14 protein-coding genes are annotated in these 15,953 nt (G+C 66.5%); 9 read left to right on the top strand and 5 right to left on the bottom strand.

From position 1 onward, the window contains the following. Positions 1 to 205: 205 nt before the first annotated feature. A complete protein-coding gene (locus AB3K92_RS01390; RefSeq protein WP_301853505.1) occupies positions 206 to 379 on the top strand; it encodes a hypothetical protein in 174 nt (57 codons plus the stop codon). A gap of 98 nt (positions 380 to 477) precedes the next feature. On the opposite strand, the gene AB3K92_RS01385 is transcribed toward AB3K92_RS01390, so the two are convergent. Beyond that, complete coding sequence (locus AB3K92_RS01385; protein WP_301853514.1) at positions 478 to 1,152, bottom strand: lytic polysaccharide monooxygenase; 675 nt, start codon at positions 1,150 to 1,152, stop codon at positions 478 to 480. Between the two features lie 927 nt (positions 1,153 to 2,079). Here AB3K92_RS01385 and AB3K92_RS01380 point away from each other — a divergent pair. Beyond that, positions 2,080 to 3,168, top strand: coding sequence for a porin (locus AB3K92_RS01380; protein ID WP_301853515.1), 1,089 nt, complete (start codon positions 2,080 to 2,082; stop codon positions 3,166 to 3,168). 75 nt (positions 3,169 to 3,243) lie between these two features. Here AB3K92_RS01380 and AB3K92_RS01375 read toward each other — a convergent pair whose 3' ends face one another. Beyond that, a complete protein-coding gene (locus tag AB3K92_RS01375) occupies positions 3,244 to 3,618 on the bottom strand; it encodes a hypothetical protein (RefSeq protein ID WP_021160469.1) in 375 nt (124 codons plus the stop codon). A gap of 422 nt (positions 3,619 to 4,040) precedes the next feature. Here AB3K92_RS01375 and AB3K92_RS01370 point away from each other — a divergent pair, with 422 nt between their 5' ends. From AB3K92_RS01370 to AB3K92_RS01350, 5 genes are all read left to right on the top strand, one after another. Then, on the top strand, positions 4,041 to 4,949 hold the full coding sequence (locus AB3K92_RS01370) for a LysR family transcriptional regulator (RefSeq protein WP_042975648.1): 909 nt from the start codon (positions 4,041 to 4,043) through the stop codon (positions 4,947 to 4,949). Between the two features lie 22 nt (positions 4,950 to 4,971). Then, positions 4,972 to 5,646 carry a response regulator transcription factor gene (locus tag AB3K92_RS01365; protein ID WP_021160466.1) on the top strand — a complete coding sequence of 225 codons (675 nt, stop codon included), beginning with the start codon at positions 4,972 to 4,974 and terminating at the stop codon, positions 5,644 to 5,646. 157 nt (positions 5,647 to 5,803) lie between these two features. Continuing rightward, positions 5,804 to 9,058, top strand: coding sequence for an efflux RND transporter permease subunit (locus tag AB3K92_RS01360; protein ID WP_301853506.1), 3,255 nt, complete (start codon positions 5,804 to 5,806; stop codon positions 9,056 to 9,058). Continuing rightward, positions 9,048 to 10,253, top strand: a complete 1,206-nt coding sequence (locus AB3K92_RS01355; RefSeq protein WP_048027482.1) for an efflux RND transporter periplasmic adaptor subunit — start codon at positions 9,048 to 9,050, stop codon at positions 10,251 to 10,253. The genes AB3K92_RS01360 and AB3K92_RS01355 overlap by 11 nt, the downstream gene beginning before the upstream one ends. Then, complete coding sequence (locus AB3K92_RS01350; protein WP_301853507.1) at positions 10,246 to 11,676, top strand: efflux transporter outer membrane subunit; 1,431 nt, start codon at positions 10,246 to 10,248, stop codon at positions 11,674 to 11,676. The genes AB3K92_RS01355 and AB3K92_RS01350 overlap by 8 nt, the downstream gene beginning before the upstream one ends. Before the next feature lie 120 nt (positions 11,677 to 11,796). Here the strand turns inward: AB3K92_RS01350 and AB3K92_RS01345 are convergent, their stop codons facing one another. After that, complete coding sequence (locus AB3K92_RS01345) at positions 11,797 to 12,972, bottom strand: porin (RefSeq protein WP_301853508.1); 1,176 nt, start codon at positions 12,970 to 12,972, stop codon at positions 11,797 to 11,799. Positions 12,973 to 13,294: 322 nt separating this feature from the next. Here AB3K92_RS01345 and AB3K92_RS01340 point away from each other — a divergent pair, with 322 nt between their 5' ends. Further along, positions 13,295 to 13,567, top strand: a complete 273-nt coding sequence (locus tag AB3K92_RS01340; protein WP_059621421.1) for a DUF4148 domain-containing protein — start codon at positions 13,295 to 13,297, stop codon at positions 13,565 to 13,567. A 69-nt stretch (positions 13,568 to 13,636) separates the two neighbouring features. Continuing rightward, entirely contained in the window at positions 13,637 to 13,792 is a 156-nt protein-coding gene (locus tag AB3K92_RS01335; RefSeq protein ID WP_162923038.1) for a hypothetical protein, read from the top strand. Between the two features lie 68 nt (positions 13,793 to 13,860). On the opposite strand, the gene AB3K92_RS01330 is transcribed toward AB3K92_RS01335, so the two are convergent. Further along, positions 13,861 to 14,544: a response regulator transcription factor gene (locus AB3K92_RS01330; protein ID WP_059485489.1), complete on the bottom strand. Its 684-nt coding sequence runs from the start codon at positions 14,542 to 14,544 to the stop codon at positions 13,861 to 13,863. 58 nt (positions 14,545 to 14,602) lie between these two features. Then, on the bottom strand, positions 14,603 to 15,934 hold the full coding sequence (locus AB3K92_RS01325; protein ID WP_230945805.1) for a HAMP domain-containing sensor histidine kinase: 1,332 nt from the start codon (positions 15,932 to 15,934) through the stop codon (positions 14,603 to 14,605). Between the last annotated feature and the right edge of the window lie 19 nt (positions 15,935 to 15,953).

Raw genomic sequence — 15,953 nt, 5'->3', positions numbered from 1 at the left:
TGCAGGCGGTACGTGTAGCCGTCACGCAGGCCCGGGATAGCGGGCCTGCCACGCGGCGGCGGACACTGGTCTTTCACCGACCGATGTAGTGATGCTTCAATCCGACGCCCACGTTTCGTTTGGTTATACTACATAATCGTCAAGCATCAACCCTTGAATCGAGTATTTTCACCCAGATCCAAACCAGAAATATTCACACGATCGCATGGCCATATTGCAATTATCGCCATTCGATAATTCAACCGGATATTCCGCAGCCATTTGGCTGATTGTTCAAATCAACGAAATTAAGGCGGCGCGATCGGGCTTCATCGTATTGGCTGCCGACCCTGATGCATCCATCGAACCGGGAGGCCGCAACCAGGTGGTCGCCGGGTAAGCCGGTTGCCGTGTGAGTGCCGCCCACCGCGTCCCTCACGCGGGTTCTTCAATTCATGACGCGCCGGGCATCGCCGGGCGCGTCATGTCGCGGCCGTATCAGAACGGGCTGCGTGTCGTATCGCCATTGGTGAAGATCGCGTCGACGACCTGATAGAACGCCATCGCCGTATCCGCGACTTCCCAGACCGCGAGGATCACGTGGTAGCCGCTACGCATCGGCAGCCGGCACGCGTGAATGGTCGGCTGCTGGGGCACCAGGTTCGCGTTCGGGTCCCAGTATGGCTGGCCGGGATTCTGGATCGTACAGAACGGCGTGGGCTCGAACTGCGCACGCGTGAGCTTTTCCGACGGGTTCCAGTCGGCGCGTGTAATGAAGTAGTTCCAGCGACGCGTCTTGTGCACGGCACTGAACTCCCACTTGAAATTCTGCACCGCGCCCGGCCGTAGCGGGATCTTCTCCCAGCGGCCCGGCGCCTGCTCGTTCAGCACGGGCAGCGGGCCATTCGTGCTGGCGCCGGCGATTTCGCCATCCTTCGGCGGTGCGGCATTCTTCGCGTCGTCCGGCGCGAACGGATCCGACAGGCCGCTTTGCGTCGCGGGGAAGAACTTGCCGTTCTCCATCGCGTTCGCGTGCCACGCGTCGACAGGGCAGTTCGGATTCTGGCCTTGCGTGCACAGCACGATGCGCGAAGGCGGTTCGGTCAAACGGCCGTGCGCGTGCGCACCGGCCGCCGCGACCAGCAGTGCGACACCGGCCAGCGCGCGTGGCATGACGGAAGCAACGTAGCTGCGGATGTTCTTGTTCATGAGCCCTCTCATGGCATGAATGTCGAAACGGATATGCGCACATCGAGCCTGTCGCAAGATTCCGCGAAGAGATTCCTGTCGACGCGTCGTCGCGCATGCTGATCGGCGAAAGCGGCGGTCGAATGAAACCGCGGCAAGCAATAAACAATCACCATGCTTTCTGACAAATCACTTTCACCGAGTCGAACCTTATCCGCAAAAACCGGAAAAATAAACGTCCCTCATTGATAATCTTTTGATTCGCGGCATCGAATCATCCATTCCCGCTTGCTTCGCTCGTCAGCCCTGACGTAACGCGGATTCTGGTGCTTGACGATCGTGAATGATCGATCCCGGAATTTCGCGTTCGGGAGCCACCGGCATGGCCGCCTCCATTGTTCGATAATTTGATTCGTCGGTTGATATCTGAATTGAATAAAGCCCGCCGATCATTCAAAACCCGAACCGGTACGAATGATTATTTCTCTGAAAATTACGCCTGTTCTGAAAATAGTTCGCAGGTCATGGTCGACCGGGAGCCTCGAGATCCGGGCCTATTCAAGCGCTGACGCACTGCGCGTCGATGTCGTCAATGTCGGTCGCGTTGCGAAGCGCGGCGTCAACTCCCCCTCGAAGCGGCCAGGAGCATGCCCGCTTCCCGGAAGGGCGAAACGAATCATCCCCCAAGCCCGCAACCCCGAAACGAACAACCCACAGCGCCCAACACCCGCGTTGTCGACCGCCCGCAGGCACGAAACCAACGCAAAAACTGAAAGACTGAATTGCCGATCCGCACGCTTTTGACGCAGCTATATTCTCGACGACCAGCCCTTTAAACAAGGACTGCGAACAATATCCGTCAACCTACGTTCGAGACCTTCATCCATGAATAAAACGACACGGCTGCTGCGCATGACGTGCGCACTCGCCTGCTGCGGCCTGTTCTCCCACGCGCATGCGCAAAGCAGCGTCACGCTGTACGGCGTCATCGACACCGGGATCGACTTCGCGTCGAACGTCGACGGCCAGCACCTGTGGCAGATGGCGAGCGGCGTCAGCGCCGGTAGCCGCTGGGGGTTGCGCGGCAAGGAAGATCTCGGTGGCGGGCTCGCCGCGATCTTCGATCTCGAAAGCGGCTTCAATTCCACGAACGGCGGGCTCGGCAGCGGCCTCGCGTTCTCGCGCAACGCTTACGTCGGGCTGTCCGACCAGCGCATGGGCACGCTGACGCTCGGCCGGCAGTGGGATCCGATCGTCGACCTGATCGAGCCGTATTCGCTGAACGACTATTACGGGGGCTGGTATTTCTCGCACCCGAACGACATGGACAACCTCGACAACGGCTTCGCGATCAGCAATGCCGTGAAATACACGAGCCCGACGATCGCCGGTTTCACGGGTGAGGTGCTCTACTCGTTCGGCGGGCAGCCCGGCCGCTTCTCCGACAACGCCGCGTACAGCGCGGCGCTCGCGTACACGAACGGGCCGTTCTCGGCCGGTGTCGGTTACCTGCGCGTCAACGATCCGGAGCAGGCTGTGCAGAGCTACCAGAACGGCGGCGGATACACGAACGCGGTATACGGCGACGCGCTCATGAACGCGCGCAGCCAGAACATCTTCGCGGCCGGCGCGTCGTACCAGCTCGGCAAACTGAAGCTGATGGGCAACTTCACCGACGTCGATTTCCAGCAAGGCGACGACGAGCAGGACGTGAAGTTCCAGAACTACGAAGTCGCCGGCACGCTCGCCGCCACGAGCCAGCTCAACTTCGGCCTCGGTTATACCTACACGACCGGCCGCGACCACGCGACCGGCCAGGAACCCAAATACCGTCAGCTGAACGCGAGCGCCGAGTACGAACTGTCGAAGCGCACGGCGGTCTACGCGCTCGCGGCACTGCAGATGGCGTCGGGCGGCGGCGTCGCGCAGGTCGCGGGCTTCGATCCGTCGTCGAGCGGCCGGCAGGCGGTCGGCCGGATCGGGCTGCGCCACACGTTCTAGGCGATCGCGCGAAGAGGCCGGCTTCCCGTGTACCGGAAGCCGGCCCCGGCCGGTGCGATCGACCCGCGCGTCGAATCAGTTCGGCAGGCTGACCACCATCTGCTCGTCCTCGAGCAGTTGCGTGAGCGACCCGTGCAGACGCTCGAGGCTGCGCGGCGGCAGCGCGAAACTCGCCCAGCCGAGCCCCGTGTGCCGCAGCAACAGCACCGCGCCGCCGTAGAGCGGATGGCGCTCCGCGTACCAGCACGGGTCCATCTCCGTCACGAACTGCTGCGCGCGCGGCGGCATCTCGGGCACGGCCGGCTGCATCGACGCGCGCAACAGGCTCAGATACTGGATGACCGCATCGACGTCCTCCGGATCGAGCACCGCGGCACCCCGTTCGATCGACACCAGCACCACCGGCTTGCCGTGTTCCTGGATCATCTTGATACTCAGCGGCTGCGTCATTATTGCGTTCCTCGTGGCTACTCGTATCGGCCCATTATCGGCAGCCGCGTCACGCGCGCACCTGAAGATTTGATGCAGCTTCATTAATTTATTTTTAGATTGTCTGCCGTTGCGGAAAACGCGTATTCGTCGTCGCGACGCACGACGATCTCGACGGTATGGTCGAGACCTTCGACGACACGCGTGTTCAGTGAATCGCAGCAACAGGCGAGAACGCCGTCCCGCACGCGCACGCGTCTTCCCCCGCGTCGTCCGCCGCTTCCTTAAACGAAATTTCATCCATTCCGCGTCGTTTTTTAAGCGTCCGGCGTCGGCCCGCATCCCATAATCGGCTCGCTACCCTGCCGGTCACGCGCGGCGGCACGCATCGAGCGATGCGTCGGCGGCGCATGCGAACGGTCAATTCTTTCCTTCGGCGGACCATGAACCAACTGCAAGCGATGCGCGTGTTCACGCGCGTAGTCGAGTTGTCGAGTTTCAATCTCGCCGCGCGCCAGCTCGGGATGTCGGCGGCCGCGGTCACGCGCAGCGTCGGCATGCTCGAAGCGCACCTGAACATGCGACTGCTGAACCGGACGACCCGCAGCCTGTCCCTCACCGAGACCGGCCGCGAATATCTCGACGGCTGCCGCACGATCATCGAGAAGCTCGACGAGATCGAATCGAACCTCGTGCAGGTCACGCGCGACCCGCGCGGCACGCTGCGGATCGCCGCGTCGGCGACCTCCGTCGCGGCCGGCCTCGGCGTGCTGCTGTCGGCATATCGCGACGGGCATCCGCGCGTCCGGTTCGACGTGACCACGTTCGACACGCATGTCGACATGGTCGAGGGCGGCTACGACGTCTGCTTCTGCGACGATCGCCGCCTCGTCAACGCGACCTTCGTGTCGCGGATGCTGACGAGCGTGCGCGACGTTGTCGTCGCATCGCCCGAGTACCTCGCGCGCCACGGCACGCCGAACGACCCAGCCGAACTGAACGAACACAGCCTGCTGACCGTGTCGAACGGCACCGCGCGCAGCTGGGAATTCTCGGACGTCGACGGTTCCTACCGCGTCTACACCGGCAACGCGCTGGCCTCGACCGGCAGCATGATGGTGCGGATCGCGGCACTCAATCACATGGGCATCACGCAATTGCCGCACCCGCTCGTCGCCGACGATCTCGCACGCGGCGCGCTGGTGCCGCTGCTCGAACGCTACGAAGTGAACGGCGGCGCGCGCTGCATCTCGATGCTTTACCCGAGCCGCAACCATCTGTCGACCAAGGTCCGCAGCTTCATCGACTACGTGGTCGACCACTATCGCGCGCCCGAGCGCGCCGCCGCCTGATTCCGCCCGGGCCGCTCCGTCCATGCCCCACATCCTGACGATCGAAGACGATCCGCTGATCGCGGATCACATCACCCAGGCGCTGCGCGCCGCCGGCCACCAGGTGGACGTCGCGCGCACCGGCCGCGACGGCATGGCCAGGGCGATGAGCGCGGACTACGACGTCGTGACGCTCGACCGCATGCTGCCGGATCTCGACGGGCTCACGATTCTCGCGACGATGCGCGGCGTCGGCCTCGACACGCCGGTGCTCGTGATGAGCGCGATGTCCGACGTCGACCAGCGCATCCAGGGGCTGCGCGCGGGCGGCGACGACTATCTCGTCAAGCCGTTCTCGCTCGACGAGATGTGCGCGCGCATCGACGTGCTGATCCGCCGCCGGCCGCGCGGCGCGCCGGTCGAGACGGTGCTGCGCACGGGCGAGCTCGCATTCGACCTGGTGCGGCGCCGTGTCACGCTCGGCGCGAGCGAACTCGCGCTGCTGCCGACCGAATTGCGCGTGCTCGAATTCATGATGCGCCACGCCGGGCGCGTGCTCACGCGCACGATGATCTTCGAGGCGGTGTGGGGCTGCCGTTTCGATCCGGGCACCAACCTGATCGACGTCCACGTCGGCCGCCTGCGCAAGAAGGTGAACCGGCCGGATGCGGCACCGTTGATCCGCACGATCCGCGGCGCGGGCTACATGCTCGGCTGAATCCGGCCGCCGCCACCTAAAACTTCTTTCATTTTTTTAGCGACCGGCTGTTAGGGGCCGCTCCGCAGAATGCGGTCATCGGCTGCGTATCGGTGTTTTCCCGAAGCCGCGCGCATCCGGCTCTTCTTCACGACGCTTTTGAACGGAGCAGCACCCCATGCTGAAAATTGTCCGGCTCGCGCTCACCCGGCCCTACACGTTCGTCGTGCTGGCGCTGTTGATCCTGATCGCGGGACCGCTCGCGGCACTCCGCACGCCCATCGACATCTTCCCGGATATCCGCATTCCGGTGATCAGCGTCGTCTGGAACTACGCCGGCCTGCAGCCGGACGACATGTCCGGACGCGTGATCACGTACTACGAGCGCACGCTCGGCACGACGGTCAACGATGTCCAGCATATCGAATCGCAATCGTTCCGCGGCTACGGCATCGTGAAGATCTTCTTCCAGCCGACCGTCGATATCCGCACGGCGACCGCGCAGGTCACGTCGATCTCGCAGACCGTGCTCAAACAGATGCCGCCCGGCACCACGCCGCCGCAGATCCTCAACTACAACGCGTCGACCGTCCCCGTGCTGCAGATCGCGCTGACCAGCAACACGCTCGACGAACAGAAGCTGGCGGATTACGCGGTCAACTTCATTCGACCGCAGCTGCTGTCGGTGCCCGGTGTCGCGATTCCGACGCCGTATGGCGGCAAGTCGCGTGAAGTGCAGATCGACCTCGACCCGCAGGCGCTGCAGTCGAAAGGGCTGTCGGCGCAGGACGTCGCGCACGCGCTCGCGCAGCAGAACCAGATCATCCCGGCCGGCACGCAGAAGATCGGCCGCTTCGAATACAACATCAAGCTCAACAACAGCCCGCTCTCGCTCGACGCGTTGAACGACCTGCCGATCAAGTCGGTCGACGGCACGACGATTTATATCCGTGACGTCGCGCATGTGCGTGACGGCTACCCGCCGCAGGGCAACATCGTGCGCGTGGACGGCCATCGCGCCGTGCTGATGAGCATCCTGAAGAACGGCTCGGCATCGACGCTCGACATCATCGCGGGCGTGAAGGCGAAGCTGCCGCTGGTCGAACAGACGCTGCCGCCGGGCCTGAAGCTCGTCACGATGGGCGACCAGTCGACCTTCGTGAACGGCGCCGTCAGCGGCGTGGCGCGGGAAGGCATCATCGCCGCCGCGCTCACGTCGCTGATGATCCTGCTGTTCCTCGGCTCGTGGCGCTCGACGCTGATCATCGCCGCGTCGATCCCGCTGGCCGTGCTCTCGGCGATCGCGCTGCTCGCGGCCACCGGCGAAACGCTCAACGTGATGACGCTCGGCGGCCTCGCGCTCGCGGTCGGGATTCTGGTCGACGATGCGACGGTGACGATCGAGAACGTGAACTGGCACCTCGAACAGGGCAAGGACACGCGCACCGCGATCGTCGACGGCGCGAAACAGATCGTGATGCCGGCGCTCGTCTCGCTGCTGTGCATCTGCATCGTGTTCGTGCCGATGCTGATGCTCGACGGCATCTCGCGCTTCCTGTTCGTGCCGATGGCGAAGGCGGTGATCTTCTCGATGATGTCGTCGTTCGTGCTGTCGCGCACCTTCGTGCCGATGCTCGCGCAATACCTGCTCAAGCCGCACGCGTCGGCCGGCCATGCGTCGGGCGAGCTCGCGGCGATCATGGATGCGCACGCGGGCCATGCCGGCGCGCACGACGTGCCGCCGTCGCGCAATCCGCTGGTGCGCTTCCAGCGTGCATTCGAGCGCCGCTTCGAGTCCGTGCGCGCGTCGTACCGGATCCTGCTGGGCCTCGCGCTCACGCGCCGCAAGCCGTTCGTCGTCGCGTTCCTGTGCGTGGTCGCCGCATCGTTCCTGCTCGTCCCGTGGCTCGGCCGCAACTTCTTCCCGACCATCGACTCGGGCGAGATCTCGCTGCACGTGCGTGCGCCGGTCGGCACGCGGGTCGAGGAAACCGCCGCCGAGTTCGACCGTATCGAAAACACGATTCGCGGCGTGATCCCGCCCGCGCAGTTGCGCGAAGTGATCGACAACATCGGCCTGCCGAACAGCGGGATCAACCTGACCTACAACAACAGCGGCACGCTCGGGCCGCAGGACGGCGACATCCTGATCTCGCTGTCGAAGGATCACGCACCGACGGCCGATTACGTGCGCGAGCTGCGCGAACGCCTGCCGCGCGCCTATCCGGGCACGACGTTCTCGTTCCTGCCGGCGGACATCGTCAGCCAGATCCTCAACTTCGGCGCACCGGCCCCGGTCGACCTGCAGGTGGCCGGCCCCAACCAGCAGGCCAACCTCGCTTATGCGCGTGAGCTGTACCGCAAGCTGCGCCTGATCGCCGGCGTGGCCGACCCGCGCATCCAGCAGGCCAGTACCTATCCGCAGTTCACGGTGGCGGTCGACCGGACGCGTGCCGACCAGCTCGGCATCACCGAGCAGGACGTGACGAACTCGGTGGTCGCGACGCTCGCGGGCACCAGCCAGGTCGACCCGACCTACTGGCTCAATCCGCGTAACGGCGTGTCCTATCCGATCGTCGCGCAGACGCCGCAGTACCGGATGACCACGCTGTCGGCGCTGCAGAACCTGCCTGTCACCGGCGCGAACGGCCAGTCGCAGCTGCTCGGCGGTCTCGCGACGATCACGCGCGGCGTCGGCAACGCGGTGGTGTCGCACTACAACATCGAACCGCTGTTCGACATCTACGCGACCACCCAGGGCCGCGACCTCGGCGCCGTCGCCGCCGACATCGGCAGCGTCGTCAAGGCCACCGCGAGGGACCTGCCCAAGGGCTCGACCGTCACGCTGCGCGGCCAGGTGCAGACCATGAACAGCGCGTTCACCGGCCTGCTGCTCGGGCTCGTGGGCGCAATCGTGCTGATCTACCTGCTGATCGTCGTGAACTTCCACTCGTGGGCCGATGCGTTCGTGATCGTCTCCGCGCTGCCGGCGGCGCTGGCCGGCATCGTCTGGATGCTGTTCACCACGCACACGCCGATGTCGGTGCCCGCGCTCACCGGCGCGATCCTGTGCATGGGCGTGGCCACCGCGAACGCGATCCTCGTCGTCAGCTTCGCGCGCGAGCGCCTCGCCGAAACCGGCAACGCGCTCGCCTCGGCGCTCGAAGCCGGCTTCACGCGCTTTCGGCCCGTGCTGATGACCGCGCTCGCGATGATCATCGGCATGGCGCCGATGGCGCTCGGCCTCGGCGACGGCGGCGAGCAGAACGCGCCGCTCGGCCGCGCCGTGATCGGCGGCCTCGCATGCGCGACGATCGCGACACTGTTCTTCGTTCCCGTCGTGTTCAGCCTCGTGCATCGGCGCGATGCGCTGAAACACGACGCACCCCGCGCTTCCTCCCCTTCCGCGTCCGGAGCTTCCCATGTCCACTGAGATCGAAATCAAGTCCCCGAAACGGCTGCCCAACCTCAAGCTCGTCGCCACGATCGCCGCGCTGGTCGCAGCCGGCATCGTGACGGCCGGCATTGCAGGCCGCGCACACGCGAAACAGGAAATGACGACCTGGTCCGCCGACCAGGCCATACCGACAGTGGCCGCGTACACGCCGACGACCGGCGGCGACGGCGCCGCGCTCGTGCTGCCCGGCCACCTGTCCGCGTTCGAAAGCGCGCCGATCCATGCGCAGGTGTCGGGTTACCTGCATGCGTGGTACACCGATATCGGCGCGCACGTGAAGTCGGGCCAGCTGCTCGGCCTGATCGACACGCCCGAGCTCGACCAGCAGCTGCAGCAGGCGCGCGCCGACCTGCAGAGTTCGCTCGCCAACGAGAAGCTGGCCGCATCCACGGCCGCGCGCTGGACCAGGATGCTCGCGCAGGATTCCGTGTCGCAGCAGGAAACCGACGAGAAGACCAGCGACCTCGCCGCCAAGCAGGCGATCGTCGCGGCCAACGAGGCCAACGTGCGGCGTCTCGACGCGCTGGAGGCATTCAAGCGCATCGTCGCGCCGTTCGACGGCGTCGTCACCGCGCGCAAGACCGACATCGGCCAGCTGATCTCGGCCGGCGGCGGCACCGGCCCCGAACTGTTCGCCGTGTCCGACGTGCACCGGATGCGCGTCTACGTGAGCGTGCCGCAGAACGAGGCCGCCGCGATCCGCCCCGGCATGAGCGCGACGCTGACCGTGCCCGAGCATCCGGGCGAGACCTTCCATGCGACGCTCGCCGACACCGACGATTCGATCGCCGATTCGACCGGCACGCTGCTCGTGCAGCTGATGGTCGACAACCGCGACGGCAAGCTGATTCCGGGCGAATACACCGAGGTGCATTTCGCGCTGCCGGCCGGCAGCAGCCACGCGTTGACGATTCCGGCCAGCTCGCTGATCTTCCGCCAGGCCGGCCTGCAGGTCGCCGTGGTCGGCAAGGACGATCGCGCGGTGCTCAAGCCCGTCACGATCGCGACCGACCTCGGCACGCACGTGCAGATCGCGACCGGCCTCGCGCCCGACGATCGCGTGATCGACAACCCGCCCGACTCGCTGTCCGCGGGCGACCGCGTCCGGCTCGCGACGCCGGCCGGCACCGTCGCGGCGGCCGTGCGCGACACGGAGCGTGCGAATGGCTAACCCGCGTCGGCTCTGCGCGATGCTCGCCGGCGTCGCGTTCCTCTCCGCCTGCTCGTTCGCGCCCGTCTATCACGCGCCGACCACCGCGCTGCCTGCCCGTTTCAAGGAAGCGGGCGGCTGGCAGCCGGCACAGCCGGCCGACCGCATCGCCCGCGACGGCTGGTGGAAGGCGTTCCGCGATCCGGTGCTCGACCGGCTCGAAGCGCGGGTGGCGACCGCCAACCCCGACGTGGCCGCCGCGGTGGCCCGCCATGACGAAGCCGGCGCGCTGTTCGATCAGGCGCGCGCAGGGCTGTTCCCGACCATCGGCCTCGGCGCGCAGGTCTCGAGCAACCGGCAATCGGCCACGCGCCCGCTGCGCGGCTCGAACCAGCCGAACGTGTACGGCTCGAACACGCTCGACGCCGGGTTCGACTACGACCTCGACCTGTGGGGCAAGGTGCGCAACGAGGTCGCGGCCGGGCGCGCGAACGCGCAGGCCAGCGCCGACGATCTCGCATCGGTGCAGCTGAGCCTGCAGGCCAGCCTCGCGAACGCGTACTTCAACCTGCGCGGGCTCGACCAGCAGCAGCAGTTGCTGACCGACACGATCGACACGTACCGGCGTGCGCTGAAACTCACGATGAGCCGGCACGCGGGCGGCATCGCATCCGATCTCGACGTCTCGCGCGCACAGACGCAGCTCGACTCGGCCCGCGCGTCGGCCGAGGACGTGCGGGCTCGGCGCGCGCTGTACGAGCACGCGATCGCGACGCTCACCGGCGTGCCGGCGTCGTCGTTCTCGCTCGCGCCGGACCTGAGCGTCGCGTATCTGCCCGCGATCCCGGCCGGCATTCCCGCCACGCTGCTGCAACGGCGGCCGGACGTCGCGGCCGCCGAACGCCGCATGGCGGCCGCCAACGCGCGGATCGGCGTGGTGCGCGCGGCGTTCTTCCCCGACATCACGCTCGGGCTGATCGGCGGATACCAGAGTTCGGGGCTCGGCCATTGGCTCAGCGCGCCGAACGAGATCTGGTCGATCGGGCCCAGCCTCGCGCTCACGCTGTTCGACGGCGGCCGCCGCCAGGCGCTCACGGCCCAGGCGCACGCGCAGCTGGCCGAGAACGGTGCGAAATACCGCGCGGTGGTACTCGATGCGTGCCAGCAGGTGGAAGACAACCTCGCGCTCACGCACCATCTCGGCGACGAAGCCGATCGCCAGCAGGAAGCGCTCGACGCGGCCGAACGCACGTTGCAGTTGTCGATGTCGCGCTATCGGGACGGCGTCGTCAGCTACCTCGACGTGGTGACCGCACAAACCACCGAGCTCGAGACGAAGGTGTCGATGCTGGAACTGGATACGCGCCGGCAGCTGGCGGCGGTCGGGTTGATCGCGGCACTGGGCGGAGGGTGGTCGGCCGACGACGCAGCGTCCGGCGCGTAAGCGCCGGTCGCGACGCCGGCGCGTTCGACGACCTGAGCCCGTTGCGGCACGTGGGGAGCGTGTCGCGTTTGGATGCACCCGTCATCGCGACGGGTGCTTTTTTTACGCGGGCCCGGCCGATCAGAACTTGTGACGGATGCCGGCCGCGACCACCGCCTGGCGATCGTTGCCCGACGCGGCCAGATTGAAGATCCCCGCGTTGCCGAGCACCGCGACACCGTCCGCGCCCGTCACGCGCTGATACACGCCTTCGAGATAAAGATCGGTGCGGCGCGACAGCGCATAGTCGGCCTGCAGCATGAACTGGTTCCACTTCGGCGCGATGCTGCGGCCCGCATCGTCGAAGCGGCCTTGCGTGAACGTATACGAGCCGCCGAGCGAGAAGGCGGGCGTCAGGAAGTAGCGCCCGTTCAGTTCGTAGTTGCTGAAGGTCAGCAACTGGCCGTTCACGGTGCCGTACGCGCCGCCCTGCGACAGTTCGCGCGGGTCGTTCAGGATCGTTCTCGAATAGACGAAGCCGATCGTCGCATGATCGAACGCATAGTGCGCGCCGGCGCCGAACGTGCGCCAGCGGCCGCCCACGAGCATCGCATCGCCGTCCGAACTGCTGAGCGAGCCGCCGGTGTTCTGCGGCGCATTCACGCCGCCCGGCTGGTTCGATTGCAGGTAGGCAACGGCCAGGTCGACCGGGCCGTTCACATACTGCGCGCCGACGCTGTACGCGTTGTTGTTGCTGAACCCGCCGCCTTGGTTGCTGAAACCGTACGCGCCGCCGAACGTGAAGCCGCCATAGTCTGCACTGCGGAACTTCACCGCGTTGTTCATCCGCGTGTCGTTGGCGAGGTTGTCGTTGTCGTAAGGGTGATCGGCGAGGTTGCCGCCGAATCCCGAGCCCGTCGCCGACAGCGGCGCGACGAAGTCCACCAGGAAATCGTATTGCCGGCCGAGCGTCACAGTGCCCCATTGGCGGCTCGCGAGGCCGACCCAGGCCTGACGGCCGAACTCGTCGCCGCCGTTGCCGAACTTGCCGTTCGCGACGTTGAAGCCGTTCTCGAGGGTGAACACGGCGGCCAGGCCGCCGCCGAGATCCTCGTTGCCGCGCAGCCCCCAGCGCGACGTGCTGACGTTGCCGCTCTGCACGCCGTAAGCGGGCCCCGCGCCGGCCGCCGATTTCTGGTTGCTGATGTAGTCCAGGCCCGCGTCGATCGTGCCGTACAGCGTGACGCTGCTCTGCGCATGCGCCGCGCCCGCAAGCAGGCACGCAACCGCTGCCGGGATTGCCAGAAGTTTCTTCATGATGGTTTCGCTAGAGTGGATCGGTCTTCTCGCATCGCCGGCCGGTGTGGAACGGCCGACCCGGCCGCGATGCGATGGCGCACAATTTAGGCAGCGGGCATGACAGCGCCGTTATCGAAACGGCCCGAAAAATGAAACCTTCTTCATCCTCGCGATACACCGCATTCATGTCCGTGCGGAACGCACCCGCGCATGAATTTCTTTTCACGTTGCGTATGCCGATCCGATAGCGCCGCTCCCCTATGCTTGTCCTCAACCCGATGCGCGGCATCGACTGGCCGCACCGGGGATGATCCAGTCAATCATCATGAGGATTCCGAACATGAAAACCATCTCGATCGTCGCTTCCACGCTGCTCGCCGCGTGTGCCGCGCTGTCCGTTCCCGCATTCGCGCAGACGAGTACCCCGGCGACGCAGATGACGCCGGCCGCCACCAAGGACGGCGTGCCCGGCGCGCAGGCGGCCGGCCAGTGGGTGCCGCCGTACGGACAGCCGATCCACGAGAAGACGCGTGCCGAGGTCTACGCCGAACTCGTGCACGCCGAACAGGACGGGCAGATCAAGTACCTCGACTCCACGCTCTATTCGCATTGATGCGCACCGCCATGCGGCCGGGCGTGCTGCCCGGCGCGCGCCGCCCACCCCTCGCATCACCCGTCATTCATGAAGCTTCGTCCCTTGCTCGTTCGTTCCGCCCGTGTCGCGCTCGTCGCGATCGCGGCCGGCGTGATGCTGTCCGGCTGCGCCGGCGCGCAACCCGACGGCCCCGGCGATTGTGTCGGCCCGCCCGATTTCTGTGTGCCGTTCTTCGGCTCGTAAACGCACGACGGGCGCGCTGCCATCGGCAACGCGCCCGTTCGTACAGGGGGCCGGCCCGGGCCGCGCGGCTATGCGTCCGGCAGCGTCACCTGGTAACCGTAGCGGCTCACCGTATCGATCCGGACATCGGGCAGATGCCGCGCGAGCTTGCGGCGCAGCCGCGACACCACGAGATTGACGCTCGAAGGGTCGACATCGTCCTTGTCCTGCCACACATACCGGATCAACTGGTCGCGCGGCACCGGCGCGTTCGGGTGGCGCATCAGGCATTCGAGCAGCAGGCATTCGCGCCGCGTCACGGCGAGGCGCAGCTTGCCGTCCTTGAGTTCGCGCGCGAGCGTTTCCAGCATGGACACCGCCGCGACCGGGCCTTCCGTGTCGCGCGGCCCGGCCAGCCGCTGCAACGCCTGCAGGCGCTCGTGCAACTCGATGAACGAATACGGCGCGCCGAAACACGCATCGGCACCTGCGTGCAGCACGCGGATGCGCTCGCGCGCCGACGCCTGGCCGATCAGCACCACCAGTGCCGCGCCGCCGCCATCGGCGACGAAACGCGGCAGCATCGCGATCAGCGCGGCATCGCTGCCCGGCTCGAACGCGGTCGCGACGATCGCGTCGAACGTCTCCTGCGACGCGAGGAACAACCCGTCGCGCAGATCGTCCGCACGCTGCAGGCTGTGCCCGCTCTCCTGCAGCGCCTTGTGCAGCCACGCCGCTTCCGGGTGCGGCGAAGTCACGAGCAGCACGCGCATCGTCAGCCCCCTTCGCGGCGGCAATGCGCGTGCACGTGCAGCCGGATCCGAACGACCGTCATCCGAGCGACCTCGGCCAGCATTCGATCGTCACGCGCGTGCCCGGCTCGGCATTGCCGATGCGCAGCGTGAAATCGTGCACGTTGACGACCGTCGACACGATGCTCAGGCCGAGCCCCGCCCCGGCGAGGTGCCCGGTGCGACGGCTGCGGTAACGATGCTGCAGCACGGCCTCGCGCTCGTTCGGCGCGATACCCGGGCCGTTGTCGACCACGTCGATGCGCGGACCGGACGGCGTATCGTGAAGTTCGAGGCGCACGGTGTCGCCCGAGGTCGTGTACTTGAGCGCGTTGTCGAGCAGGTTCGTGAGCGCCTCGAACAGCAGCGCGCGATCGCCGTGAATCCGCGCGACCGGTTCGACCAGCACGACGAAATGGATGGCACGGCTGTCGGCGAGCGGCTCGAACAGTTGCCCGACGTCCGTGACGAGATCTTCCAGCGCGAGCTCGGCGAACCCGCCGCGCCGCTGCAGCGACCCGATTTCGGCGATGCGCAGCATCGCGCGAAACCGGCTGAGCAGCACGTCGGTCTCGTTGCGTGCGCGGGCGACGAGCGTCGCCAGCGCGGCATCGTCGAGCCCGTCCGCGCGCTCCGCCGCATGCGCAAGCAGCGTATGCACGTGCGCGAGCGGCGTACGCAGGTCGTGCGCGATGCCGTCGCAGACGCCCTTCACCTCGTTCATCAGGCGCTCGACTTCCTCGAGCATGTGATTGACCAGATGCGACAGCAGGTCGATCTCGTCGTGCCCGCCGATCGGCAGCCGCTGCCCGAGGTCGCCCTGCGCGATGCGCTGCGTGATGCGCCGGACTTCCTTCAGGCGCCGCATCTGCCGCACGCTGAGAATCAGGCCGCCGACGACGCCCGCGCCCAGGCAGAACAGGCCGCCGCCGACCAGCGCCTGGATGATCGCCGCGCGAATCCGCAGGATGTGCGTCAGGTCGCGCCCGAGCACCAGCACGTCGCCGTTGGCGCGCCGCTCCGCCATCGTGCGGACGACCGGCGGCACCTGGTCGCCTGCGATCGTCATCGTGTGGTCGAGCGTCACGCCGTTGCGATCCGGCCGGATGCCGTCGGGCATCGCCAGCACGTCGCCGGCGACATGCCTGCCGTCGGCCGTGAAAAGTCCGTAGTAGTTGGTGTGCATCCGCTCGTGTTCGATCCGGTGCTGGATGGCCGCGGCAAGCTGGTTGTCCTGGAGCGAATCGAAGTAGATCATCTGCCAGTCGATCACCACGTCGGTTTCGCGCTCCATGTCGTGCGTGATGATCGATGCGATGAAGCCGAGCAGCAGCATCACCGAAATGGAAAACGTCACCGCATAGACCGACACGAGCCGGAACGTGCTGGAA

The organism is Burkholderia sp. Bmkn7 (genome assembly GCF_041103175.1).
GTDB lineage: Bacteria > Pseudomonadota > Gammaproteobacteria > Burkholderiales > Burkholderiaceae > Burkholderia > Burkholderia cepacia.
Note: the sequence above shows the minus strand (reverse complement) of the source record. Positions and strands in the feature narration are given on the sequence as shown.